Source organism: Enterobacter sp. BNK-34 (assembly GCF_048684445.1).
GTDB lineage: Bacteria > Pseudomonadota > Gammaproteobacteria > Enterobacterales > Enterobacteriaceae > Enterobacter > Enterobacter pseudoroggenkampii.
This window is the reverse complement of the sequence record NZ_JBLQUA010000001.1, coordinates 383,723-407,437: the sequence shown is the minus strand read 5'-3', so window position 1 is coordinate 407,437 and position 23,715 is coordinate 383,723. Positions and strand designations below refer to the sequence as shown.

Genomic DNA, 23,715 nt, shown 5'->3' with positions numbered 1-23,715 from the left:
GGTTTAGTCCTGTTCTTTCAGTGCCGCGACTTCCGTCGGGATAGATTGCGGATTAAGGATTTTTACCTGTTTATGTCGCCCAAGTTCACCTTTTTCAATGATGACCTGGCTTTTGGCGACGCGAAACTGTTTTGCCAGATATTTAGTCAGATGCGCGTTCGCCTGGCCGTCAACCGGCGGGGCGGTGATGGCGACTTTTAACTCGTCGCCATGCAGCCCAACAATACTGTCACGGCTGGCTTTTGGCTGAATATACAGCCGCAAAACCAGCCCGTCAGCGCAGGTGCTTACGGCACTCATGGCGCCATCCACAGCCCCGGCAGCAGCATATTGCCCGTGGACTGTAACAGCTCAGCGATCCCCATGTTGACCACATAGAGCAGCAGAACCAGGATCATCGGGGAAAAATCGATGCCGCCCATAGACGGAAGCAGGTTACGGATTGGACGCAGCAGCGGCTCTGCCAGCTGAATCAAAGCATACTCCACCGGGCTACGCCCCTGGCTGACCCAGCTCATGATGGCCATCACCAGCAGCACCCAGAAAATAAGCAGACCGATGGTTTTGACCAGAATCAGGACCGCAGCAATCCAGATAATCGGCTGGAAGGTAATGACCATAAACAGCACGATCGCTTTGATAACGCTCAGAATAAACGCCACCAGCAGAGACGAACTGTCGATGGGGCCCATGGCCGGGATAATACGGCGCAATGGTCCGACAACAGGCTGCGTGATTTTCACGACAAACTGCGAGAACGGATTGTAAAAATCACAGCGGGCCCACTGCATCCAGACGCGCAGCAAAAGCGCCATCGTATACAGCTCAAGCACAGTTGAGAGCAGGAAAGTCAACGTCTTCATGGCGTTCCTCAGGTTTCCTTATTATTTTGAGTAGTCGCGCGCACCGAAAATTGCCGTGCCGATGCGCACCATAGTGCTGCCTGCCGCGATGGCGGCTTCCATATCATCCGACATGCCCAGAGAAAGCGTGTCTACCGTGTTATAGCGCGCTTTAAGCGCCTCAAATGCTACAGCCATTTGCTGTGCCACGGCAAACTGCCTTTCATAACTTGACTCAGGCGCCGGAATGGCCATCAGCCCGCGCAGGGTTAAGCGCGGCAGTTCGGCCACCTCTGCGGCCAGCGCGTCCAGCTCGCTCAGCGCAATGCCGGACTTGCTGTTTTCGTCGCTGATGTTGACCTGAATCAGCACGTTAAGCGCTGGCATCTCTGCCGGACGCTGGTCGTTCAGACGTGTCGCAATACGCAGACGGTCGATGGTGTGACACCAGTCGAAGTGCTCTGCCACCAGACGGCTTTTGTTCGACTGCAGCGGGCCAATAAAGTGCCACTGCAGATCCGTCTTCCCCTGTTCCAGGAAGTAGCGAATTTTATCCACGCCTTCCTGCACGTAATTTTCACCAAACGCCCGCTGGCCTGCGTCAATGGCTTCTGCGATAGCGCTCGCAGGCTTGGTTTTGCTGACTGCAAGCAGCGTAATTTCTTCTGAAGCCCGGCCGCAACGCGCTGCGGCGGCTGAGATTTTGTCCCGGACCTGTGCCAGGTTATGCGCAATGTCGTTCATTTTCCGAGGAGTAGTGTATGGATGTGGAAGAAATTGTGGCCCTTAGTGTAAAGCATAACGTCTCCGATCTACACCTGTGCAGTGATTCGCCACCCCGCTGGCGCAGAACGGGCCGCCTTGAACCGGCACCGTTTCCTCCTCCTGACGTCGGGGCGTTATTAAAAGCGTGGCTCAACGACGAGCAGCAGGGGATTTGGTGGGCCATCGGGCAGGTGGATTTTGCCGTGACGGTGGCGGGAGGCCAGCGTCTGCGCGGCAGTGCCTTTAAGCAGATGAGCGGTATCTCTGTAACGCTCCGGCTGTTGCCGCGTACCTGCCCGCAGCTCGCTTCGCTGGGCGCGCCGCGGGCAATCCCGGAACTGTTGTCCAATGACGCCGGACTGATTCTGGTGACAGGAGCAACCGGCAGCGGTAAATCAACTACGCTGGCGGCGATGGTCGATTTTCTTAACCGCCATGCTGATGGCCATATCCTCACGCTTGAAGATCCGGTGGAGTTTATCTACCGGAGCGAGCGTTGTCTGATCCAGCAGCGGGAGATAGGCCAGCACAGCCCGTCATTTGCAGAAGCGCTGCGCGGTGCCTTACGCCAGGATCCGGACGTGATTCTGCTTGGGGAGTTGCGCGACAGCGAAACGATCCGCCTGGCGCTGACGGCGGCGGAGACCGGGCATCTGGTGCTGGCGACGCTGCATACGCGCGGGGCATCGCAGGCGATTGAACGGCTGGTCGATACGTTCCCGGCGCAGGAGAAAGATCCGGTGCGTAACCAGCTGGCCGGCAGCCTGCGGGCGGTGCTGGCGCAAAAGCTGCTTCCCGATCTACAGGGCGGGCGCGTCGCGCTGTATGAGCTGCTGGTGAACACCGCAGCGGCGGCGAATCTCATTCGTGAAGGGAAAACGTGGCAACTGCCCGGCATCATTCAAACCGGTCAGCAGGCAGGCATGCAGAACTTTGACCAGAGCCTGGCGGAGAGACGGGCGCAGGGGCGGCTGTAGGCCCCTGTGCTTAAAAGCCCTGCTCGAAATAGCTTTCGAGGATGATGACGGCAGAAGCGGAGTCCACGCTGCCTTTGTTCAGCGCCCGGAAGCCGCCGTGCTCAAACAGACCCGAGCGCGCTTCGACGGTGCTCAGACGCTCGTCGTGCAGCTTCACGGAGACGCCAAAGCGGCCATGGATTTTATTGGCAAACTTACGCGCCCGGGCGGTCAGCGGCTGTTCGGTACCGTCCATGTTGAGCGGCAGCCCAACAATCACGTCATCCGGCTGCCACTCTTTGAGCAGGCGCTCAATGAGGTTCCAGTCCGGCGTGCCGTCGTTGGCCTTCAGGGCCGTAAGCGGACGCGCGGTACCGGTGATGCGCTGCCCCACGGCGACGCCAATGCTTTTAGTACCAAAATCGAAGGCAAGAAGCGTTCCGCTCATCAGGCGTGCCCCGCTACGCCAGGCATGGTCAGGATATCAATGCCAATCAGCTTTGCCGCGTCACGCCAGCGATCGGCGATAGGGGTTTTAAACAGGATATTCATGTCCGCAGGGGCGGTGAGCCAGGCGTTATCGAGGATCTCTTGCTCAAGCTGGCCTTTCTCCCACGACGAATAGCCCAGCGCCACCAGCACTTCAGAAGGCTGCTCTGCGGTGCCCAGCGTTTCGAGTACGTCACGCGAGGTCGTGATAACGGTCTTGTCGGAGATGCGAATGCTGGAAGAGAATACCGGCGGCGTATGCAGGATAAAACCGCGATCTTCTGCAAGAGGTCCACCCAGCATCACGGGCTTATCAAGCCGGATTTCCGGCAGTCGCGCTTCAGCCGGGATTTTCAGCTTGTCCAGAATCCCTTCAACCTGAAGATTTTCCAGCGGTTTATTAATGATAATGCCCATCGCGCCGTCTTCATTGTATTCACAAATATAAACCACGGCGCGGCGAAAAATCGGGTCCTGGAGAGCAGGCATGGCAATAAGAAAGTGATGCTGTAAATTCATTGTCAGAGGTACTGTTTCCTGGTTTAAAAAGCGACAGCGCCCAGTATGGGGACAAACTCAGGCGCTGTCACTAATAGTATTGTTAGGTTATTTTTGTAAACGCTTTTCGATAGCGTCCATCAGCATGCCGGTGATTGAGACAGGGAATTCCGCCTCAATTTCACGAATGCAGGTCGGGCTGGTGACGTTCACTTCGGTAAGACGATCGCCGATGATATCCAGTCCGACGAAGATCAGACCTTTGGCTTTCAGCATCGGGCCAACGCGGCGGGCAATTTCCCAGTCGCTTTCGGTCAGCGGACGCGGCTCGCCGCGGCCACCGGCGGCCAGATTACCGCGGGTTTCGCCACCCTGCGGGATACGTGCCAGGCAGTAAGGAACCGGTTCGCCATCCACCACCAGAACGCGTTTGTCGCCGTCTTTGATCGCTGGAATATAGTTCTGCGCCATGCAGTAGCGCGTGCCCAGTTCGGTCAGCGTTTCGGCAATCACGCCAATGTTTGGGTCGCTCTCTTTCACGCGGAAAATCGATGCGCCGCCCATGCCGTCCAGCGGCTTCATGATGATATCGCCGTGCTTCTGCCAGAATTCTTTCAGCTGCGCTTTGCTGCGGGTCACCAGGGTTTCCGGCGTCAGGTCAGAGAACCAGGCGGTGTAGAGCTTCTCGTTACAGTCGCGCAGGCTCTGGGGCTTGTTGACGATCAGCGTGCCTTTCTCTTCAGCGCGTTCGAGAATATAGGTGCAGTAGATGTATTCGGTGTCGAACGGCGGATCTTTACGCATCAGGATGACGTTGAGATCGGCCAGGGAAATGTCCTGCTCGGTGCCGAATTCGTACCATTTGTCGTAGTTCTGCTCGACGTTAACGATGCGGGTGCGCGCGCGGGCTTCACCGTTGATCAGGTAAAGATCGTTCATCTCCATATAGTGGAGTTCATAGCCGCGACGCTGCGCTTCCAGCAGCATGGCGAAGCTGGAATCTTTCTTGATGTTAATGTTTGCGATGGGGTCCATCACGATGCCGAGCTTGATCATGTTCTTCTCCGTTAATGCTTCAACCCAGATCGCCAAACCGTACCTGTAGCGCGGTAATGGCCGTGAGTGCCGTTGTCTCAGTGCGCAGAACGCGAGGTCCCAACAGAATATCAGTAAACTGGTAACGTGCCGTCATCGCAATTTCGTCCGCCGACAGGCCGCCTTCGGGGCCAATCAGCAGGCGTACGCGCTCAACGGGCAGGGGCAGCGTATTGATGCTGGCGCTGGCGCGCGGATGAAGATTGAGCTTCAGCCCACTGTCCTCTTCTGCACACCACTCCTCCAGATCCATCGCCGGGCGGATCTCCGGAATACGGTTGCGGCCACTCTGTTCGCAAGCCGCAATGGCAATTTTCTGCCACTGCTGGATCTTTTTGTTCAGACGTTCCGCATCCAGTTTAACGCCACAGCGCTCAGAAAAAAGTGGCGTAATGAGGCTTACACCCAGTTCAATGGATTTCTGAATGGTGAACTCCATTTTCTCGCCGCGCGACATCACCTGGCCCAGATGAATGTGCAGCGGTGATTCCCGGTCGTCCACTTCGCCACGCAGGACGTTAACGTGTACGCTTTTTTTATCAGACCGCGTGATTTCCGCGTCGAAAACCTGGTTCGAGCCGTCGAACAGCTGTATTGCCTGACCTGCGCCCATGCGCAGCACGCGGCCAACGTGGTTGGCAGCGTCATCAGACAGGGCGATTTCGCGGCCTGCGGTAATCAGTTCAGGATGGTAAATGCGGGGAATGCGCATAGTCAGAAATTCCATGTGTCATGCGATATAAGCGAATTGCCGTAGTGTAGGTTAGCTCTTTTGCGCCTGGCAAGCCCGCTGGACGTAAGGGTTGTGATTCCCCTGGACTCTGGCGATACGTTCGTCGCGCTGGCATTCCCACTCCGTCACCGGGTACTGCTTGTCCCAGGCGTTGAACAGCTGCGTCTGCTGGCGGGAAAGGTTGAGGTCGTAACGGTCACGCATATAGAAGTAGGTGCGGGCAATGCTGCCGCGCGCGCGGGCAGGGGGCTCGGCGACTTTCTCTTTAAAATCAACCTTCATACCGCACTGGCCGTACTGGCCTTCGCCACCGTTCCACTGGCTGTACATGAAATTACCCCGGTCGCCGTTCACTTCACCCACGGCAGGCTGCAGGTTATGCATATCGCTTTCCATCTGGCGATACACCGGATCTTTGGCGCAGTTTTTACGTCCGCCATCCTGCCAGCACTGGCGCTGGTGGCCAAACTGCCAGGCCGGAACGACATGCTCCCATTCAATACGGCTGGCGCGGTTTTCGTTTTTACGCACCTTATAGCCGCAGGACTCAAGGTCAACGACCCCTTTTTTACCCTGCCAGTTAATTTTACAGCCGCAGTAGAAATCGCCCGGCACGTCAGCGTTGACCTTCACGCCTGCGGCCTTGGCCTGGGAAAAACTGTTGATACCGTCGGCCAGAGAATGGCCTGAGAGCGCCGTCGTCAGAAAGGCGACCGCGAGAGAAAAATTACGGGACATCTTACACTCCGTGTCAAAACGAGCCCGCAACGTAACGAATGTTGTTCCTGTATGCAATCAGTCAGATCAGGAAAGTTCCTGAAAGTTCAGATGATTATTCCGCAACCAGCGGCTCGCCGCATTTGACGCAGCGGTAGGTCGCCTCACCGCGCACCACGCGATTATGGCGACGGACGGTAAGCTGGTGCTGCTGACACTGGCATCGGTAGGGGAAGGTATTGCGGCGCACCGATTCCAGCTCGAACTGATGGGTACGGCGTGCCGGAACGCCGAGCACTGCCTCCATCATCCACTTCCACTCTTTTCCATGCGGCGCGACGCGGCCAAAGTGTTTCCACACCAGCAGATGTGCCAGCTCGTGCGGCACCACTTCCTCGATAAACGCCTGCTGGTTTTCCATCATCAGCACCGGGTTAAGGCGGATCTCATACGACTCGAGCCAGGCGGTACCGGCCGAGGTTCCACGCTGCTGGTAGACGAGTTTGGGTTCAGGATAATTGCGACCGAGCTTCAGGTTCGCCTGGGCGAGTTTTTCCCGCAGGCTGCGCATAACGGCCTGCTGAATGGCGATGGGGAGACGGGGTGCTTTCATAGGGGCAGAGCATAAAGCGCGAAGCGGGGAGGCGCAAGAGGCGCCTCCCGCAAGATAATTAGTCGTGAGCGCCGATTTCGCGCAGAGGACGACCTTTCATCAGGTTACGTTCAATATGTTCCAGCGAAACGTGTTTGGTTTCTGGAACCAGCCAGATGGTCAGCACAATAAAGAAGATGTTCAGACCGGCGTATACCCAGAAGGTGTTCGCGTTGCCCAGGGTATTGAGCATGGTCAGGAACGTTGCGCCGACGATCATGTTGGCAACCCAGTTGGTTGCGGTAGAGCAGGTGATACCAAAATCACGCCCTTTCAGCGGCTGAATCTCCGAGCACAGTACCCAGATCAGCGGACCGGCGCTCATCGCAAAGCCGACGATAAACATCAGCAGCATGCCTACCGCAAAGTACTGGGCGGTTGGGGAGTGAATGCCCACATGCATCATGGTACCGAGGACGCCCATACCGGCCGCCATCACCAGGAAGCCCAGCGTCAGGGTTGGCTTACGTCCCCAGCGGTCCACCAGACCGATGGCGATAAAGGTCGCCAGCACGTTGGTCAGACCCACGATGACGGTCCCCCACATCTGCTCGGTGGTGTTGGTATAACCCGCCAGCTCAAAGATTTTTGGCGCGTAGTACATGATGACGTTCATCCCGGTGAACTGCTGCATGACCTGCAGCAGCACGCCAAGGAACACCGCACGGCGGAAGTTGCTGTTCTCTTTAAACAGCGCCCAGCCGGACTGTTTGACCTTCAGGCTTTCGCGGATCTCTTCCAGCTCGTTTTTTGCCTCCGCACTGGTATCGCGCAGGCGAAGCAGCACGCGTTCAGCATCCACGAAGCGGCGTTTGGCAGCGAACCAGCGCGGGCTGTCCGGCAGGAAGAAGACGCCAATCAGCAGCAGGATGGCCGGGATGATGATCACGCCGAGCATCCAGCGCCATGCGCCGCTGTAGCTAAACGCGGTATCGGAAAGGTACGCGCCCAGGATACCGATGGTGATCATCAACTGGTACATCGAAATCATACTGCCGCGGATTTTCTCCGGCGCGATTTCAGACAGGTAAAGCGGGGCGGTATAGGACGCCACGCCCACGGCCAGGCCGAGCAGCACGCGGGAAACCAGCAGAACCTCAACGTTAGGCGCAGCGGCCGAGAAGAGTGAACCGGCAACGAACAGGATCGCGCCGATCATCAGGCTCTTTTTACGCCCGAGCTTGAAGGAGAGCCAGCCGCTGCCGACGGCCCCGACGGCAGCGCCAAACATCATGGAGCTGACCACCCATTCCTGGGTGTGAGCGCTGATCTGGAACTCGTCAGTGATGAAAGGTAATGCACCGGCAATCACGCCGATATCCAGGCCAAAAAGTAATCCTGCCAGGGCGGCGAGGAAACAGACGAAGAATGTCATCGCCTTGTTGGACGTACGCCCCTGTTTTTTATTGTCAGGCATTATGCCCTCCAGTTGGGTTATCAGTTTTATTGATGTAAAGGGTAGGTGAGCAACTCGTAAAAATATGTGAGATTAATCACATAGGTGTAATCGGTTACACTAACGTGGAACCGTAAAAATAATTAAAGCTTTGAAAATATAGAGGTAAACGAGGTGATGTGCATCGCGTTTGTTATAATTTCGGACTTAACTGAAATGAAATGTAACAGCAGAAGAAAGGCGATCAGGCAAAGAGATTATTCTGAAAGCGGGATATATTTGGCATGGTGTAATCGGTTTCAAACATAAAAAAAGGCCAGCCCGAAGGCTGGCCTTTTAAAAGCGATGTCAGTCGATTACTTCAGACCGGCAGCTTCACGCAGCAGGGCGGCTTTGTCGGTTTTTTCCCATGGGAAATGTTCACGACCAAAGTGACCGTATGCCGCGGTTTCTTTGTAGATTGGGTGCAGCAGATCCAGCATCTGAATCAGGCCGTATGGACGCAGGTCGAAGAACTCGCGCACCAGCAGCGTCAGCTGTTCTGAAGGCACTTTTTCAGTACCGAAGGTTTCAACCATGATGGAGGTTGGTTCAGCCACGCCGATAGCGTAGGAAACCTGGATCTCACAGCGGTCAGCCAGGCCGGCGGCAACGATGTTTTTCGCCACATAACGTGCAGCGTACGCCGCAGAACGGTCAACTTTAGACGGATCTTTACCGGAGAACGCACCGCCACCGTGACGCGCCATGCCGCCGTAGGTATCAACGATGATTTTACGACCGGTCAGACCGCAGTCACCCATTGGGCCGCCGATAACGAAGCGTCCGGTTGGGTTGATAAAGAATTTGGTCGCAGAGCTCAGCCATTCGGTCGGCAGAACCGGCTTGATGATCTCTTCCATCACTGCTTCCTGCAGGGATTTCTGATCGATATCTTCGGAGTGTTGGGTAGAAAGCACTACCGCGTCAATACCGACGATTTTGCCGTCGTCGTACTGGAAAGTGACCTGGCTTTTCGCATCCGGGCGCAGCCACGGCAGGGTGCCGTTTTTACGAACTTCAGCCTGACGCTGCACCAGACGGTGTGCGTAGGTGACCGGTGCTGGCATCAGCACGTCGGTTTCGTTGGTTGCATAGCCGAACATCAGACCCTGGTCGCCCGCGCCCTGTTCCAGCGGATCGGCACGGTCAACGCCCTGGTTGATGTCTGGAGACTGTTTGCCAATCGCGCTCAGTACCGCGCAGGAGTTGGCATCAAAGCCCATATCAGAATGCACATAGCCGATCTCACGCACCGTGTTACGGGTGATCTCTTCGATATCAACCCATGCGCTGGTGGTAATCTCACCGCCAACCAGAACCATGCCGGTTTTGACATAGGTTTCACACGCTACGCGCGCTTTTGGATCCTGCGCCAGGATCGCATCCAGCACCGCATCGGAGATTTGGTCAGCAATTTTATCAGGATGTCCTTCTGATACGGACTCGGACGTAAACAGGTGTTTTGCCATGTTTTATTTCACCTAAGAGGAATTTGGTTAGCTCAAGCTGCTGTGTGGAATAGCCAAAGGAGATAATTCTACCAAGGCCTGCAGGTTTTTGACACTGGCAGTATGAGTGTTAATCAGTATAGATGGATTAACATCTGGATGGCTATTTTAGGTCACTTCTTCGCCCGATTTCCAGTTTTTTTTGACTAACCTCTCACTCAGTTGAAATTGCTGCTGGCAATAATTCCTGACGGCCCCGGCAACACGCGCATTTTTGTTTTGCTTTTTAGCCCCCTTCTCGGTATAAAACGCGGCGCGCGGCTCATATAAAATAAGCGCTCGATGAACTCATCGTGTCGCCACTTCCAGCCGGGTTAAGCAGTGAACTTTTAGCTTTGGCTTGGGGTCCGTTTCAGCAGAGGCGGCCGTGGAGGTGATACGAGATAATGAACCATCGTTTTCCGCTAATTCAGCGCAGCCGTTCTGGCGCGTATTTGATTCCCGCAACCCGCATTTCTAGTCTGCAAACCTGCCGATGTTATACCCATCTCGGCGCTTCTCAGGATTCCAGGGCCGGTCACGCTTTGTGAAAACTGAACAAGGGCGCTCTTGTTAATACAAGAGTTTTCTCGTGGTTTCGCCGAACCTTGTCATACAGAGTTCGGATACGTGTTTTACAATGATATGAATAAGAAACCGGTCGCACGGTCTGGATTTCAGCATACTCTGCTGGGAAACGGAGCCGTTTATGGGTTGTTATCGCCGTATAACGCTGCGATAGTAGTCAACTGTTTTACACTTAATACAAAGAGTTGAGGTTCGCTATGTCTGACGACATGTCTTCTTTTTCGCCTTCGTCAGCGGGCGAACAGGGTGTACTACGTTCTATGCAGGAGGTTGCGATGAGCTCCGAGGAAGCCAGCAAGATGCTGCGCACTTACAATATTGCCTGGTGGGGCAATAACTACTACGACGTCAACGAACTGGGCCACATCAGCGTCTGCCCGGATCCCGACGTCCCTGAAGCGCGCGTGGACCTTGCTAAACTGGTGAAAGCCCGTGAAGCTCAGGGCCAGCGTTTGCCTGCACTGTTCTGCTTCCCGCAGATCCTGCAACATCGCCTGCGTTCTATTAACGCCGCCTTCAAGCGCGCGCGTGAGTCCTACGGCTATAAAGGCGACTACTTCCTGGTTTACCCAATCAAGGTAAACCAGCACCGCCGCGTGATTGAATCCCTGATCCACTCCGGCGAGCCGCTGGGTCTGGAGGCTGGCTCCAAAGCGGAGCTGATGGCGGTTCTGGCGCATGCGGGCATGACCCGTTCGGTGATCGTCTGTAACGGCTATAAAGACCGTGAATACATTCGTCTGGCACTGATTGGCGAGAAGATGGGCCACAAGGTCTATCTGGTTATCGAAAAGATGACCGAAATCGCCATCGTGCTGGAAGAGGCCGAGCGTCTGAACGTGGTGCCGCGCCTTGGCGTGCGTGCGCGTCTGGCGTCACAGGGTTCCGGTAAATGGCAGTCCTCCGGCGGCGAAAAATCCAAGTTCGGCCTGGCGGCGAACCAGGTGCTGCAGCTGGTGGAAATCCTGCGCGAGCGCGGTCGTCTCGACAGCATTCAGCTGCTGCACTTCCACCTCGGCTCGCAGATGGCCAACATTCGCGACATCGCCACCGGCGTGCGTGAATCCGCGCGGTTCTACGTTGAGCTGCACAAGCTTGGCGTGAACATTCAGTGCTTCGACGTGGGCGGCGGCCTGGGCGTGGACTACGAAGGGACCCGCTCGCAGTCGGACTGCTCCGTGAACTACGGCCTGAACGAATACGCGAACAATATCATCTGGGCGATCGGCGATGCCTGTGAAGAGAACGGCCTGCCGCACCCGACGGTAATCACCGAATCCGGCCGCGCGGTCACCGCGCACCATACGGTGCTGGTCTCTAACATCATCGGCGTTGAGCGTAGCGAAATCACCGAAGCGACGCCTCCGGCAGACGATGCCCCGCGCTCCCTGCAAAGCATGTGGGAAACCTGGCAGGAAATGCACGAGCCGGGCACGCGTCGTTCCCTGCGCGAATGGCTGCACGACAGCCAGATGGACCTGCATGACATCCACGTGGGGTATTCCTCAGGCACCTTCAGCCTGCAGGAGCGCGCGTGGGCGGAGCAGCTCTATCTGAACATGTGCCATGAAGTGCAGAAACAGCTCGACCCGAGCAACCGTGCGCACCGTCCGATTATCGACGAGCTGCAGGAGCGTATGGCGGATAAGATTTACGTCAACTTCTCGCTGTTCCAGTCAATGCCGGATGCCTGGGGTATCGACCAGCTGTTCCCGGTTCTGCCGCTGGAAGGGCTGAACCACGCCCCGGAACGTCGCGCGGTGCTGCTGGACATCACCTGTGACTCCGACGGTGCTATCGACCACTACGTTGACGGCGACGGTATCGCAACGACGATGCCAATGCCGGAGTACGACCCGGAGAACCCGCCGATGCTGGGCTTCTTTATGGTCGGCGCGTATCAGGAGATCCTCGGCAACATGCACAACCTGTTCGGTGATACCGAGGCGGTTGACGTGTTTGTCTTCCCTGACGGCAGCGTGGAAGTTGAGCTGTCTGACGAAGGGGATACCGTGGCGGACATGCTGGAATACGTTCAGCTGGATCCGAAAACCCTGCTGACGCAGTTCCGCGACCAGGTGAAAAACACCGGGCTGGACGATGCGCTGCAGCAGCAGTTCCTGGAAGAGTTTGAAGCGGGTCTGTACGGGTACACCTACCTGGAAGACGAGTAGGAAAACCTCCCTCTCCCTGTGGGAGAGGGGCGGGGTGAGGGCATCAGTCCGCACAATGCCCTATACTCACTTGAACCCGTATGCATTACCGGCGATAATTCGCCCCAATAAGCGATTTACGAATCAATCCCTTCCTCGTCGGGTTTAACGACGCGGAGGGGATTTTTTTTCATCTGTTTTTAATGTATCGACTTTAAAAGAGGTCAGGACATGAGCACTTTAGGTCATCAGTACGATAACTCTCTGGTATCTAACGCGTTTGGTTTTTTACGCCTTCCAATGAACTTCCAGCCGTACGACAGCGATGCGGACTGGGTGATCACCGGCGTGCCGTTCGATATGGCAACATCTGGCCGTGCGGGTGGTCGTCACGGACCGGCGGCGATTCGTCAGGTTTCCACTAACCTGGCCTGGGAGCATAACCGCTTCCCGTGGAACTTCGACATGCGCGAGCGCCTGAACGTGGTGGACTGCGGTGACCTGGTGTATGCCTTTGGTGACGCGCGTGAGATGAGCGAAAAGCTGCAGGCGCACGCCGAGAAGCTGCTGGCTGCCGGTAAGCGCATGCTCTCCTTCGGCGGCGACCACTTCGTGACCCTGCCGCTGCTGCGTGCCCATGCCAAGCACTTCGGTAAAATGGCGCTGGTACACTTTGATGCGCATACCGACACCTACGCGAACGGCTGTGAGTTTGACCACGGCACCATGTTCTTCACCGCGCCGAACGAAGGTCTGATCGACCCGAACCACTCCGTGCAGATCGGTATTCGCACCGAGTTCGACAAGGACAACGGTTTCACCGTGCTGGATGCGGGCCAGGTTAACGATCGCGGCGTGGATGACATTCTCGCGCAGGTGAAGCAGATCGTGGGTGATATGCCTGTGTATCTGACCTTCGACATCGACTGCCTGGATCCGGCATTTGCACCGGGTACCGGTACGCCGGTGATCGGCGGCCTGACCTCAGACCGTGCTATCAAGCTGGTGCGCGGCCTGAAGGATCTGAACATTGTCGGGATGGACGTGGTGGAAGTGGCGCCTGCGTATGACCAGTCCGAAATCACTGCGCTGGCCGCAGCGACCCTGGCACTGGAAATGCTCTACATCCAGGCTGCCAAAAAAGGCGAATAAGCCTCTCCTGGCGTGAAAAAAACCTCTCCCTGGAGAGGTTTTTTATTGCCTTTAGAACACGTTAAACGGGTATTCCACGTAAGCGCGGATTTCGTCCCCGCCCACGTTATAGTCGCTGGCGTTGCTTGAGACGCGCAGCACGGAGTAGCGCAGTTTCAGTTTCAGATCCTTCGCCGGGCCATCCTGCACCTGGTACTGGATCTGGTTAAACCACTCGTGCTCTTTACCGTTGCTGGTTTCAGCGGTTTTGATGTTATCGCCGCGCACGTAGGCGGTGGTCCAGCTCAGGCCCGGTAAACCAAGGCCGCCAAAGTCCAGACCGTAGGATGCCTGCCAGGAACGTTCATCTTCGCCGTTAAAATCAGACCAGTAGGAGTTCGCCAGCCAGATGGTGTTACCGCCGTCACCCACGCCGCCCTGGTCGCGATAGCCGCCATAGTTGTAGCCGGTGCTGCCGCTGCTCTGCTGGTAGGCCACTTTGAACGTGTGAATATCCCAGATGTAGCTCGCCGCCAGGCTCCAGATGGTGTTGCTGCGGCCCGTGTCGAGGCTGTCAGCGTAACCCTGGTCCAGACGGGAGTTATAGCCGTTGAAGTCGAGCACCAGCTGCTGCCCGGTGCTGAACGGCTGTTTGAAGTTCAGGCCCAGATACTGCTTGTTCATCACCTCTTCATTATGAGAAGCGTAAAGCGCGCCGCTGAACTGGTCGTTAAACTGGTAGCTTGCGCCGCCGAAGGAGAGGCTCTTCAGCCCGCTGTCGTGGCGGTCATCGCTTTTACGCTGCTCGTCGGTGAAGTAACCGGCGTTGATTTCCAGACCGTCGATCTCTTTTGAGGTCAACATAGCGCCGGTGTAGCTTTCAAACAGCAGGCGGGAGCTGTCGGCATTGATGATAGGCAGCTCAGGACGCTGATTCCCGTAACTTAGCACGGTGTTCGATATGCGCATTTTGGCGGTTGCGCCAAACTTTGCCAGATCGGATTTTGCCCGGCCATCATCTTCCTGTTTAAAGAAGTCGATGCCGCCTGCGCCGCTTTTGCCCCGCCCGCCGTCCAGGCGCACGCCGTATTGAGCAATACCGTCCACACCAAAGCCCACAGGCCCTTCGGTATAGCCGGATGCAAACGTGGCGATGATCCCCTGACCCCATTCGGCTTTGTCCTGCTGGCCCTGATGGTAGTCGCGGCTGATATAGGCATTGCGTAAAAACAGATCCAGATGGCTGTCGTCAATAAAACCCTGACTGTCGGATTGCTGGCTTGCAGCGGCAGGTAATGCGGCAAATAAACTTAAAGCAATTAATGATAATTCTTTTTTCACGGAGGGAACGTCTCTGTCTGGATATATTAATTTGAATAACTGCGGAAGTGATAATTACCGGAAAAAGTGACCTTTGCAATAATTATGTGACCAGACATTTCAATATGATAACGTAGATTTGGCGGGGCTTTCAGGGGTGTTATCGATACGTGCTGTTAAGTTAACAATTCATGCGAAATAAAAGGGAGGCAAATATGCCTCCCGGTAAAATTATTTAATTCCGTCTGCGGCCATACGGTCGCGAATATGCTGTGCGCGCTCTTCTGAGGCAGGGTGATCGTCAAACATGGAGCTTTGACGTCCCGCTTCCAGTTTGGCCAGTTTTTCAAAGCTGGTGGCTAAACCTGATGGATTAATGCCGCGTTTGCGCAACAGATCGTAAGAGTAATCATCCGCTTCGGACTCCTGGCGCTGGGAGAACTGGGAGTTAACCAGCTTTTCACCCACGTCGCCAAGCTGCGACTGCGACAGGCTGCCAACGATACCGCCCGCTGAGGCCGCCGCAGCGCGGATGGCGTTGGTGCCTAAAGCAACCTGCATCCCTTTCTTCACGTGGCCCAGGGCAACGTGGCCCATTTCATGGCCGATGACCGCTTCCACTTCGTTGTCGGTCATCATGTCCATCAGCCCGCTATAGACGCGGATGCAGCCGTTCGCCATCGCGAAGGCGTTCACGTCTTTCGCCATGTACACCTTGTAGTTCACCGGCTGGCCGTTGATGTTGTCGCCCAGCGCAGAAGCAATCTTATTCAGACGCTGCGTGTAGGTACTGTTAGCCGGCGCAAGCGTGGCTTTTCCGTCCATATCTTTACAGGCCTGGTCGCTCAGCGCTTTCACCTGCGCATCGCTCAGGGAATAGGCCTGGAAGGCCTCTGCGCCTGACGTCATCAGACCGTTAGAATCCATATTCTGACAGCCGCTCAGCAGGAGCGTTGTACCCAGGGCCAGCACTATTGCACGCATTTTCATGAGGTTGCTTCCGTACTCGTTAATCTGAATAAAATCCGAAAAGTGCACCGTCAGCGAAGCCGGTGTCGGGCTAAGTATAAGGAATATCGACAGAGCCGGGCGAGTAGATTGCGCAACATGCGAGCATGATCCAGAGATTTCTTAACAAGCAAAAGAATGCTCCATGTACATGACTTGCGGCTTGGGTTACATTGTTGGCACTTTTTTCCGGCGTAGCCCAAAACGCGCTGTCGTCAAGGGCATGGCCTTTAACAGTCCGATCTGGAGTTAAAATGTCCTCACGTAAAGAGCTTGCTAATGCTATTCGTGCGCTGAGCATGGACGCAGTACAGAAAGCCAAATCCGGCCACCCAGGGGCCCCTATGGGTATGGCTGATATCGCCGAAGTCCTGTGGCGCGATTTCCTGAACCACAACCCACAGAACCCGTCATGGGCTGACCGCGACCGTTTCGTACTGTCTAACGGCCACGGCTCTATGCTGATCTATAGCCTGCTGCACCTCACCGGCTACGATCTGCCAATTGAAGAGCTGAAAAACTTCCGTCAGCTGCACTCTAAAACTCCAGGTCACCCGGAAGTGGGCTACACCGCTGGCGTAGAAACCACCACCGGTCCGCTGGGTCAGGGTATTGCTAACGCTGTGGGTATGGCGATTGCTGAGAAGACGCTGGCGGCGCAGTTCAACCGTCCTGGTCACGACATCGTTGACCACTTCACCTATGCGTTCATGGGCGACGGCTGCATGATGGAAGGCATTTCTCACGAAGTGTGCTCCCTGGCAGGTACCCTGAAGCTGGGCAAACTGGTTGCGTTCTATGACGACAACGGTATCTCCATCGACGGTCACGTTGAAGGCTGGTTCACCGACGACACCGCTAAACGTTTCGAAGCCTACGGCTGGCACGTTGTGCGTGGTGTTGATGGCCACGATGCTGACTCGATTAAACGTGCAGTAGAAGAAGCGCGCGCGGTGACGGACAAGCCGTCCCTGCTGATGTGCAAAACCATCATCGGCTTCGGTTCGCCGAACAAAGCGGGTACGCACGACTCCCACGGCGCGCCGCTGGGCGACGCGGAAATCGCACTTACCCGCGAAGCGCTGGGCTGGAAACACCCTGCATTCGAAATCCCATCTGAGATCTACGCTCAGTGGGATGCAAAAGAAGTGGGCCAGGCGAAAGAAGCGGCCTGGAACGAGAAGTTCGCTGCTTACGCGAAAGCGTTCCCGCAGGAAGCGGCTGAATTCACCCGTCGTATGAAAGGCGACATGCCGTCTGACTTCGACGCGAAAGCGAACGAGTTCATCGCTAAGCTGCAGGCGAACCCGTCTAAAATCGCGAGCCGTAAAGCGTCTCAGAATGCGATTGAAGCGTTTGGTCCTCTGCTGCCTGAATTCCTCGGCGGCTCCGCTGACCTGGCGCCATCTAACCTGACCCTGTGGTCCGGTTCTAAGCCAATCAACGAAGACACTGCCGGTAACTACATCCATTACGGTGTACGTGAATTCGGTATGACTGCGATTGCCAACGGTATCTCCCTGCACGGTGGTTTCCTGCCGTACACCTCTACCTTCCTGATGTTCGTTGAATATGCACGTAACGCCGTGCGTATGGCCGCGCTGATGAAACAGCGTCAGGTGATGGTCTACACTCACGACTCCATCGGTCTGGGCGAAGACGGTCCAACTCACCAGCCGGTAGAGCAGGTGGCTTCCCTGCGCGTGACCCCAAACATGAGCACATGGCGTCCGTGTGACCAGGTTGAATCCGCGGTAGCGTGGAAATACGGCGTTGAGCGTCAGGACGGTCCAACCGCGCTGATCCTCTCCCGTCAGAACCTGGCGCAGCAGGAGCGTACCCCTGAGCAGCTGGCGAACATCGCTCGCGGTGGTTACGTGCTGAAAGATAGCGCGGGCCAGCCAGAGCTGATCTTCATTGCCACCGGTTCTGAAGTTGAACTGGCTGTGGCAGCGTGGGAAAAACTGACTGCCGAAGGCGTGAAGGCGCGCGTGGTCTCCATGCCGTCTACCGACGCGTTCGACAAGCAGGATGCCGCTTACCGTGAATCCGTGCTGCCTAAAGCGGTTTCCGCTCGCGTGGCAGTGGAAGCGGGTATCGCTGACTACTGGTTCAAATACGTGGGCCTGAACGGCGCTATCGTCGGTATGACCACCTTCGGTGAGTCTGCTCCGGCAGAGCAGCTGTTCGAAGAATTCGGCTTCACCGTTGAGAACGTTGTCGCGAAAGCGAAAGAACTGCTGTAATCGTTTGTACGGTGCGGGCTGATGCCCTCACCCCAGCCCTCTCCCACCGGGAGAGGGTGCAAACACTAAAAACGGTAACCTCTCGGTTACCGTTTTGCTTTTACCTCGCCGTAAATTATTCCACCTAAAATGTGACGCAAGTCATATAGCTCGCTTATTCATCTGGACAGACATTCCTTTTATTCCCCGATTCGCTTATTCTTGCTGAAGCGTTTCAGTCGATTAAATGTTCGACAATTGACCAATCAATCGCAGTTTGTGACAGCAAGGATTCCCCTTCGGGCGTAGCTGGATTACTCTTTCAGCCACCTCAAACTCAGGGATTGCTTTGCAGGAGATCTATGACCGTACGCGTAGCGATTAATGGCTTCGGTCGCATCGGACGTAATGTGGTTCGTGCTTTGTATGAATCCGGACGTCGGGCGGAAATAACCGTGGTGGCAATCAATGAACTGGCGGATGCTACGGGCATGGCGCATTTGTTGAAATACGACACCAGCCACGGACGATTTGCCTGGGATGTGCGCCAGGAAAGAGATCAGCTCTTTGTGGGTGACGACGCTATTCGTGTGCTGCATGAGAACAGCATCTCCGGGCTACCCTGGCGTGAACTGGGTGTGGATGTGGTGCTTGACTGTACCGGTGTCTACGGCAACCGCGAACATGGCGAAGCGCATCTGGCTGCCGGCGCGAAAAAAGTCCTGTTTTCTCATCCCGGCAGTAACGACCTCGACGCGACCGTCGTGTTTGGCGTCAACCAGCATGAGCTGCAGGCCGAACACCGCATTGTTTCCAACGCCTCCTGTACCACCAACTGCATTATTCCGGTCATCAAACTGTTAGACGATGCGTATGGCATTGAATCCGGCACCGTGACCACGATTCACTCCGCCATGCACGATCAGCAGGTTATCGACGCCTACCATCCGGATTTACGACGCACTCGCGCGGCGAGCCAGTCAATCATTCCGGTGGATACGAAACTGGCGGCAGGGATCACCCGAATTTTTCCGCAGTTTAATGACCGGTTTGAAGCGATTGCCGTGCGTGTTCCAACGATCAACGTCACCGCGATCGACCTCAGCGTGACGGTGAAAAAACCGGTAAAAGCCTGTGAAGTCAACCTGTTGCTGCAAAAAGCGGCACAGGGGGCATTTCATGGTATAGTTGACTATACGGAATTACCGTTGGTCTCAGTAGATTTTAACCACGACCCGCACAGCGCCATCGTTGATGGCACGCAAACGAGGGTTAGTGGTGCACACCTTATCAAGACGCTGGTCTGGTGTGATAACGAATGGGGCTTTGCTAACCGAATGCTCGACACCACGTTAGCAATGGCCGCTCAAGGTTTCAGGTAAGACGCATTGTGCGTCTGCAAAACTTTAAGAATCAACGAGAGGATTCACCATGTCTGTAATTAAGATGACCGATCTGGATCTGGCTGGTAAACGCGTTTTCATCCGTGCCGATCTGAACGTACCGGTTAAAGATGGCAAAGTGACCAGCGACGCGCGTATCCGTGCATCTCTGCCAACCATCGAACTGGCTCTGAAGCAGGGCGCGAAAGTGATGGTCACCTCCCACCTGGGTCGTCCAACTGAAGGCGAGTACAACGAAGAGTTCTCTCTGCTGCCAGTGGTTAATTACCTGAAAGACAAACTGTCCAACCCGGTTCGCCTGGTGAAAGATTACCTGGACGGTGTTGACGTTGCAGCCGGTGAACTGGTTGTTCTGGAAAACGTCCGCTTCAATAAAGGCGAAAAGAAAGACGACGAAACCCTGTCCAAAAAATACGCTGCACTGTGCGACGTATTCGTAATGGATGCCTTCGGTACGGCTCACCGCGCGCAGGCGTCAACCCACGGTATCGGTAAATTCGCAGACGTAGCGTGTGCCGGTCCTCTGCTGGCTGACGAACTGGAAGCGCTGGGTAAAGCACTGAAAGAACCTGCTCGTCCAATGGTGGCTATCGTTGGTGGTTCTAAAGTTTCTACCAAACTGACCGTTCTGGATTCCCTGTCTAAAATCGCTGACCAGCTGATCGTTGGCGGTGGTATCGCGAACACCTTCGTTGCCGCTCAGGGCCACAACGTGGGTAAATCCCTGTACGAAGCAGACCTGGTTGACGAAGCCAAACGCCTGCTGAGCACCTGCGATATCCCGGTTCCAACTGACGTTCGCGTCGCGACCGAGTTCTCCGAAACCGCAACCGCGACTCTGAAGTCTGTAAACGACATCAAAGATGAAGAGCAGATTCTGGACCTGGGCGACGTTTCTGCACAGAAACTGGCTGAAATCCTCAAAAACGCAAAAACTATCCTGTGGAACGGTCCGGTAGGCGTGTTCGAATTCCCGAACTTCCGCAAAGGGACTGAAATCGTTGCTAACGCTATCGCAGACAGCGAAGCGTTCTCTATCGCAGGCGGTGGTGACACCCTGGCAGCAATCGACCTGTTCGGTATCGCTGACAAGATCTCCTACATCTCCACTGGTGGCGGCGCATTCCTCGAATTCGTGGAAGGCAAAGTACTGCCAGCAGTAGCAATGCTCGAAGAGCGCGCTAAGAAGTAAGCCATTCAAGGGCAGGGAAACCTGCCCAATTTTCAGCGCGCTTTTAAGAGCTCGCACCTTTTCTAACGGCCGAAGATACAGGACTAAGCAACATGTCTAAAATTTTTGATTTCGTAAAACCTGGCGTTATCACTGGTGATGACGTACAGAAAGTGTTCCAGGTAGCTAAAGAAAACAACTTCGCTCTGCCAGCAGTTAACTGCGTGGGTACCGACTCCATCAACGCCGTACTGGAAACTGCTGCTAAAGTTAAAGCACCGGTTATCGTTCAGTTCTCTAACGGCGGCGCTGCGTTCATCGCAGGTAAAGGCGTGAAAACTGATATTCCTCAGGGTGCTGCAATCCTGGGCGCTATCTCTGGTGCGCACCACGTACACCAGATGGCTGAACACTACGGTGTTCCAGTTATCCTGCACACTGACCACTGCGCGAAGAAACTGCTGCCGTGGATCGACGGTCTGCTGGACGCGGGTGAAAAACACTTCGCGGCAACCGGTAAGCCACTGTTCTCTTCTCACATGATCGACCTGTCTGAAGAGTCACTGCACGAAAACATCGAAATCTGCTCTAAGTACCTGGCGCGCATGGCCAAAATGGACATGACCCTGGAAATCGAACTGGGTTGCACCGGTGGTGAAGAAGACGGCGTGGACAACAGCCACATGGACGCTTCTGCACTGTACACCCAGCCAGAAGACGTTGATTACGCTTACACCGAGCTGAGCAAAATCAGCCCACGCTTCACCATTGCAGCGTCCTTCGGTAACGTACACGGCGTTTACAAACCAGGCAACGTGGTTCTGACCCCAACCATCCTGCGTGATTCTCAGGAATACGTTTCCAAGAAACACAACCTGCCGCACAACAGCCTGAACTTCGTCTTCCACGGCGGTTCCGGTTCTTCTGCTCAGGAAATCAAAGACTCCGTAAGCTACGGCGTAGTGAAAATGAACATCGATACCGACACCCAGTGGGCAACCTGGGACGGTATTCTGCAGTACTACAAAGCGAACGAAGCTTACCTGCAGGGCCAGCTGGGCAACCCGAAAGGCGAAGACCAGCCGAACAAGAAATACTACGATCCACGCGTATGGCTGCGCGCTGCCCAGACGTCCATGGTGACCCGTCTGGAGCAGGCTTTCAAAGAACTGAACGCGATCGACGTTCTGTAATTTGAGCTGCTAACAGCATCAGAAGGCCCGCAAATGCGGGCCTTTTTTTATGCTTTTTCAATACCCTGCCGGACCGGTTTTTGTGATCTGTTTGGCAATACTTGCGCTTTTTGTTTACCCTTTACGGACCTGCCTGTCTCCATGGGGGATGGATTTTGTGTTTTGGTTTAACAAAAGGAAGAATAAATGGAACAACTCGATGTTGTAGACAGCATCAATAACGCCGGTAACTGGCTGGTGCGTAACCAGGCGCTGCTGCTGAGCTATGCCGTGAACATCGTCGCGGCGATTGCCATCATCATCGTCGGGATGATCGTGGCGCGTATCGTATCTAACGCGGTTAACCGCGTAATGCTGGCCCGTCACATTGACGCCACGGTGGCTGACTTTCTCTCCGCACTGGTGCGCTACGGCATTATCGCCTTTACGCTGATTGCGGCGCTGGGCCGCGTGGGCGTGCAGACCGCCTCCGTTATTGCCGTTCTCGGTGCCGCCGGTCTGGCCATTGGTCTGGCGCTGCAGGGCTCACTTTCAAACCTGGCGGCAGGCGTTCTGCTGGTGACCTTCCGTCCGTTCCGTTCCGGCGAATACGTTGATCTTGGCGGCATTGCCGGGACCGTGCTGCAGGTGCAGATTTTCTCAACGACCATGCGTACCGTCGATGGTCGCATCGTGGTCGTACCTAACGGGAAAATCATCGCGGGCAACATCATTAACTTCTCCCGTGAGCCGGTGCGTCGTAATGAGCTGATTATCAGCGTGGCGTACGATTCCGATATCGATCAGGTGAAGTCGCTGATTAGCAACATCATTGCTTCAGACGATCGCATTCTGAAAGACAAAGAGCAGACGGTTCGCCTGAACGAACTGGGCGCGTCCTCCATTAACTTCGTGGTGCGCATCTGGAGCAAGAGCAGCGATCTGCAAAACGTGTACTGGGACGTGCTGGAACGCATTAAGCGCGACTTCGACGCCAACGGCATCAGCTTCCCGTACCCGCAGATGGACGTAAACGTCAAAAAAGTTAAAGAAGCAGAATAACGTCACCCGTAGGCCCGGTAAGCGCTAGCGCCACCGGGCTTTATTTTTATAAGCCCCGCTAATCCCCAATTAAAATTATCCATTTCCTCTAATGTGATTTGCGCAGTATAGTCGGCTTCCAGAACAACTCTGCGAGAAAATCGTCATGCTATCTTATTATTTTCAAGGGCTTGCATTAGGCGCGGCCATGATCCTTCCGCTCGGCCCGCAAAATGCGTTCGTGATGAACCAGGGCATCCGCCGCCAGTATCATCTGATGATTGCCCTGCTGTGCGCGGTAAGCGATTTACTGCTGATCTGTGCCGGGATTTTTGGCGGCAGTGCATTGCTGATGCAGTCTCCCTGGCTGCTGGCGCTGGTCACCTGGGGCGGCGTGGCGTTTCTGCTATGGTATGGTTTTGGTGCCCTGAAAACGGCGATGAGCAGCAACCTCGAGCTGGCGAGCGCGGAGGTCATGAAGCAGGGCCGCTGGAAGATTATCGTCACCATGCTGGCGGTCACCTGGCTTAATCCGCATGTTTATCTGGACACCTTTGTGGTGCTGGGCAGCCTGGGCGGTCAACTGGACGTAGAGCCGAAACGCTGGTTTGCTCTCGGTACGGTCAGCGCCTCGTTCCTCTGGTTCTTCGGTCTCGCCATTCTGGCGGCATGGCTGGCACCTCGTCTGCGTACGGCCAAAGCCCAGCGCATCATTAATATCCTGGTGGGGCTGGTGATGTGGTTTATTGCTTTTCAGCTGGCAAAAGAGGGAATTCACCACGTTCAGGAATTGTTCAACTAATCCTTGTCTTATGGACAACTGAACAAGAC

Annotated in this window: 24 protein-coding genes; 11 read left to right on the top strand and 13 right to left on the bottom strand. The window is 55.4% G+C overall.

Going from position 1 to position 23,715, the window contains the following annotated elements; genetic code table 11:
• Nucleotides 1-3: 3 nt before the first annotated feature.
• From yggU to ACMGG5_RS02050, 3 genes are read right to left on the bottom strand one after another with little or no spacing between them, the layout of a single operon-like run.
• Nucleotides 4-300, bottom strand: coding sequence for a DUF167 family protein YggU (gene yggU, locus ACMGG5_RS02060; RefSeq protein WP_023333349.1), 297 nt, complete (start codon nucleotides 298-300; stop codon nucleotides 4-6).
• The gene (locus ACMGG5_RS02055; protein WP_090418613.1) at nucleotides 297-863 is read right to left on the bottom strand and encodes a YggT family protein; all 567 of its coding nucleotides are present in this window, start codon (nucleotides 861-863) and stop codon (nucleotides 297-299) included. The genes yggU and ACMGG5_RS02055 overlap by 4 nt, the downstream gene beginning before the upstream one ends.
• A gap of 21 nt (nucleotides 864-884) precedes the next feature.
• Nucleotides 885-1,586, bottom strand: coding sequence for a YggS family pyridoxal phosphate-dependent enzyme (locus tag ACMGG5_RS02050; RefSeq protein ID WP_420277427.1), 702 nt, complete (start codon nucleotides 1,584-1,586; stop codon nucleotides 885-887).
• Between the two features lie 17 nt (nucleotides 1,587-1,603).
• Between ACMGG5_RS02050 and ACMGG5_RS02045 the strand changes: the two genes are divergently transcribed.
• On the top strand, nucleotides 1,604-2,584 hold the full coding sequence (locus tag ACMGG5_RS02045) for a type IV pilus twitching motility protein PilT (RefSeq protein ID WP_267217302.1): 981 nt from the start codon (nucleotides 1,604-1,606) through the stop codon (nucleotides 2,582-2,584).
• A gap of 10 nt (nucleotides 2,585-2,594) precedes the next feature.
• Here the strand turns inward: ACMGG5_RS02045 and ruvX are convergent, their stop codons facing one another.
• From ruvX to metK, 8 genes are all read right to left on the bottom strand, one after another.
• Nucleotides 2,595-3,011: a Holliday junction resolvase RuvX gene (ruvX, locus tag ACMGG5_RS02040; RefSeq protein WP_235402081.1), complete on the bottom strand. Its 417-nt coding sequence runs from the start codon at nucleotides 3,009-3,011 to the stop codon at nucleotides 2,595-2,597.
• Entirely contained in the window at nucleotides 3,011-3,571 is a 561-nt protein-coding gene (locus tag ACMGG5_RS02035; protein ID WP_032645077.1) for a YqgE/AlgH family protein, read from the bottom strand. Before ACMGG5_RS02035 ends, ruvX begins: the two co-directional genes overlap by 1 nt.
• Before the next feature lie 87 nt (nucleotides 3,572-3,658).
• Nucleotides 3,659-4,606 (bottom strand): glutathione synthase, encoded by a 948-nt coding sequence (gene gshB / locus ACMGG5_RS02030; protein ID WP_420277425.1) that lies wholly within the window; start codon nucleotides 4,604-4,606, stop codon nucleotides 3,659-3,661.
• Nucleotides 4,607-4,625: 19 nt separating this feature from the next.
• A complete protein-coding gene (gene rsmE, locus ACMGG5_RS02025) occupies nucleotides 4,626-5,357 on the bottom strand; it encodes a 16S rRNA (uracil(1498)-N(3))-methyltransferase (RefSeq protein ID WP_024906558.1) in 732 nt (243 codons plus the stop codon).
• 51 nt (nucleotides 5,358-5,408) lie between these two features.
• Nucleotides 5,409-6,116, bottom strand: coding sequence for a deoxyribonuclease I (gene endA, locus ACMGG5_RS02020; RefSeq protein WP_248272393.1), 708 nt, complete (start codon nucleotides 6,114-6,116; stop codon nucleotides 5,409-5,411).
• Nucleotides 6,117-6,210: 94 nt separating this feature from the next.
• Entirely contained in the window at nucleotides 6,211-6,708 is a 498-nt protein-coding gene (locus ACMGG5_RS02015; RefSeq protein ID WP_032650144.1) for a SprT family zinc-dependent metalloprotease, read from the bottom strand.
• 58 nt (nucleotides 6,709-6,766) lie between these two features.
• The gene (galP, locus tag ACMGG5_RS02010; protein ID WP_048991665.1) at nucleotides 6,767-8,164 is read right to left on the bottom strand and encodes a galactose/proton symporter; all 1,398 of its coding nucleotides are present in this window, start codon (nucleotides 8,162-8,164) and stop codon (nucleotides 6,767-6,769) included.
• 335 nt (nucleotides 8,165-8,499) lie between these two features.
• Nucleotides 8,500-9,654, bottom strand: a complete 1,155-nt coding sequence (gene metK, locus ACMGG5_RS02005) for a methionine adenosyltransferase (protein ID WP_010435443.1) — start codon at nucleotides 9,652-9,654, stop codon at nucleotides 8,500-8,502.
• 425 nt (nucleotides 9,655-10,079) lie between these two features.
• Here metK and ACMGG5_RS02000 point away from each other — a divergent pair, with 425 nt between their 5' ends.
• The 4 genes from ACMGG5_RS02000 to speB all read left to right on the top strand — a co-directional run bounded on the left by ACMGG5_RS02000 (nucleotide 10,080) and on the right by speB (nucleotide 13,565).
• The gene (locus ACMGG5_RS02000; protein ID WP_419716730.1) at nucleotides 10,080-10,223 is read left to right on the top strand and encodes a hypothetical protein; all 144 of its coding nucleotides are present in this window, start codon (nucleotides 10,080-10,082) and stop codon (nucleotides 10,221-10,223) included.
• A gap of 94 nt (nucleotides 10,224-10,317) precedes the next feature.
• Nucleotides 10,318-10,449 (top strand): acid stress response protein YqgB, encoded by a 132-nt coding sequence (gene yqgB / locus ACMGG5_RS01995; RefSeq protein ID WP_127312443.1) that lies wholly within the window; start codon nucleotides 10,318-10,320, stop codon nucleotides 10,447-10,449.
• An 8-nt stretch (nucleotides 10,450-10,457) separates the two neighbouring features.
• Entirely contained in the window at nucleotides 10,458-12,434 is a 1,977-nt protein-coding gene (gene speA, locus ACMGG5_RS01990; protein WP_024906561.1) for a biosynthetic arginine decarboxylase, read from the top strand.
• A gap of 210 nt (nucleotides 12,435-12,644) precedes the next feature.
• Nucleotides 12,645-13,565 (top strand): agmatinase, encoded by a 921-nt coding sequence (gene speB / locus ACMGG5_RS01985; protein WP_008499737.1) that lies wholly within the window; start codon nucleotides 12,645-12,647, stop codon nucleotides 13,563-13,565.
• A gap of 51 nt (nucleotides 13,566-13,616) precedes the next feature.
• Here speB and ACMGG5_RS01980 read toward each other — a convergent pair whose 3' ends face one another.
• Both ACMGG5_RS01980 and ACMGG5_RS01975 read right to left on the bottom strand, forming a co-directional pair.
• Nucleotides 13,617-14,885 carry an OprD family outer membrane porin gene (locus ACMGG5_RS01980; protein ID WP_420277423.1) on the bottom strand — a complete coding sequence of 423 codons (1,269 nt, stop codon included), beginning with the start codon at nucleotides 14,883-14,885 and terminating at the stop codon, nucleotides 13,617-13,619.
• Between the two features lie 210 nt (nucleotides 14,886-15,095).
• Nucleotides 15,096-15,854 carry a M48 family metallopeptidase gene (locus ACMGG5_RS01975; protein WP_021242066.1) on the bottom strand — a complete coding sequence of 253 codons (759 nt, stop codon included), beginning with the start codon at nucleotides 15,852-15,854 and terminating at the stop codon, nucleotides 15,096-15,098.
• A gap of 272 nt (nucleotides 15,855-16,126) precedes the next feature.
• Between ACMGG5_RS01975 and tkt the strand changes: the two genes are divergently transcribed.
• From tkt to argO, 6 genes are all read left to right on the top strand, one after another.
• Nucleotides 16,127-18,118: a transketolase gene (tkt, locus tag ACMGG5_RS01970; protein WP_032650139.1), complete on the top strand. Its 1,992-nt coding sequence runs from the start codon at nucleotides 16,127-16,129 to the stop codon at nucleotides 18,116-18,118.
• A 341-nt stretch (nucleotides 18,119-18,459) separates the two neighbouring features.
• Nucleotides 18,460-19,479, top strand: coding sequence for an erythrose-4-phosphate dehydrogenase (gene epd / locus ACMGG5_RS01965; RefSeq protein WP_023333324.1), 1,020 nt, complete (start codon nucleotides 18,460-18,462; stop codon nucleotides 19,477-19,479).
• Nucleotides 19,480-19,528: 49 nt separating this feature from the next.
• Nucleotides 19,529-20,692, top strand: coding sequence for a phosphoglycerate kinase (pgk, locus tag ACMGG5_RS01960; protein ID WP_024906565.1), 1,164 nt, complete (start codon nucleotides 19,529-19,531; stop codon nucleotides 20,690-20,692).
• 92 nt (nucleotides 20,693-20,784) lie between these two features.
• On the top strand, nucleotides 20,785-21,864 hold the full coding sequence (fbaA, locus tag ACMGG5_RS01955) for a class II fructose-bisphosphate aldolase (RefSeq protein WP_008499731.1): 1,080 nt from the start codon (nucleotides 20,785-20,787) through the stop codon (nucleotides 21,862-21,864).
• Nucleotides 21,865-22,050: 186 nt separating this feature from the next.
• Nucleotides 22,051-22,905: a small-conductance mechanosensitive channel MscS gene (gene mscS, locus ACMGG5_RS01950; protein WP_024906566.1), complete on the top strand. Its 855-nt coding sequence runs from the start codon at nucleotides 22,051-22,053 to the stop codon at nucleotides 22,903-22,905.
• A 145-nt stretch (nucleotides 22,906-23,050) separates the two neighbouring features.
• The gene (gene argO, locus ACMGG5_RS01945; protein WP_148769685.1) at nucleotides 23,051-23,686 is read left to right on the top strand and encodes an arginine exporter ArgO; all 636 of its coding nucleotides are present in this window, start codon (nucleotides 23,051-23,053) and stop codon (nucleotides 23,684-23,686) included.
• The last annotated feature ends 29 nt before the right edge of the window (nucleotides 23,687-23,715 follow it).

Coding starts and splice junctions, on each gene's coding strand:
- speA (WP_024906561.1), top strand. CDS start 10,458: ATGTCTGACGACATGTCTTCTTTTTCGCCTTCGTCAGCGGGCGAACAG.
- ACMGG5_RS02050 (WP_420277427.1), bottom strand. CDS start 1,586: ATGAACGACATTGCGCATAACCTGGCACAGGTCCGGGACAAAATCTCA.
- ruvX (WP_235402081.1), bottom strand. CDS start 3,011: ATGAGCGGAACGCTTCTTGCCTTCGATTTTGGTACTAAAAGCATTGGC.
- speB (WP_008499737.1), top strand. CDS start 12,645: ATGAGCACTTTAGGTCATCAGTACGATAACTCTCTGGTATCTAACGCG.
- ACMGG5_RS02035 (WP_032645077.1), bottom strand. CDS start 3,571: ATGAATTTACAGCATCACTTTCTTATTGCCATGCCTGCTCTCCAGGAC.
- yqgB (WP_127312443.1), top strand. CDS start 10,318: ATGAATAAGAAACCGGTCGCACGGTCTGGATTTCAGCATACTCTGCTG.
- mscS (WP_024906566.1), top strand. CDS start 22,051: ATGGAACAACTCGATGTTGTAGACAGCATCAATAACGCCGGTAACTGG.
- ACMGG5_RS02045 (WP_267217302.1), top strand. CDS start 1,604: ATGGATGTGGAAGAAATTGTGGCCCTTAGTGTAAAGCATAACGTCTCC.
- tkt (WP_032650139.1), top strand. CDS start 16,127: ATGTCCTCACGTAAAGAGCTTGCTAATGCTATTCGTGCGCTGAGCATG.
- rsmE (WP_024906558.1), bottom strand. CDS start 5,357: ATGCGCATTCCCCGCATTTACCATCCTGAACTGATTACCGCAGGCCGC.
- fbaA (WP_008499731.1), top strand. CDS start 20,785: ATGTCTAAAATTTTTGATTTCGTAAAACCTGGCGTTATCACTGGTGAT.
- yggU (WP_023333349.1), bottom strand. CDS start 300: ATGAGTGCCGTAAGCACCTGCGCTGACGGGCTGGTTTTGCGGCTGTAT.
- ACMGG5_RS02000 (WP_419716730.1), top strand. CDS start 10,080: ATGAACCATCGTTTTCCGCTAATTCAGCGCAGCCGTTCTGGCGCGTAT.
- ACMGG5_RS01975 (WP_021242066.1), bottom strand. CDS start 15,854: ATGAAAATGCGTGCAATAGTGCTGGCCCTGGGTACAACGCTCCTGCTG.
- pgk (WP_024906565.1), top strand. CDS start 19,529: ATGTCTGTAATTAAGATGACCGATCTGGATCTGGCTGGTAAACGCGTT.
- ACMGG5_RS02015 (WP_032650144.1), bottom strand. CDS start 6,708: ATGAAAGCACCCCGTCTCCCCATCGCCATTCAGCAGGCCGTTATGCGC.
- ACMGG5_RS02055 (WP_090418613.1), bottom strand. CDS start 863: ATGAAGACGTTGACTTTCCTGCTCTCAACTGTGCTTGAGCTGTATACG.
- galP (WP_048991665.1), bottom strand. CDS start 8,164: ATGCCTGACAATAAAAAACAGGGGCGTACGTCCAACAAGGCGATGACA.
- gshB (WP_420277425.1), bottom strand. CDS start 4,606: ATGATCAAGCTCGGCATCGTGATGGACCCCATCGCAAACATTAACATC.
- argO (WP_148769685.1), top strand. CDS start 23,051: ATGCTATCTTATTATTTTCAAGGGCTTGCATTAGGCGCGGCCATGATC.
- epd (WP_023333324.1), top strand. CDS start 18,460: ATGACCGTACGCGTAGCGATTAATGGCTTCGGTCGCATCGGACGTAAT.
- metK (WP_010435443.1), bottom strand. CDS start 9,654: ATGGCAAAACACCTGTTTACGTCCGAGTCCGTATCAGAAGGACATCCT.
- endA (WP_248272393.1), bottom strand. CDS start 6,116: ATGTCCCGTAATTTTTCTCTCGCGGTCGCCTTTCTGACGACGGCGCTC.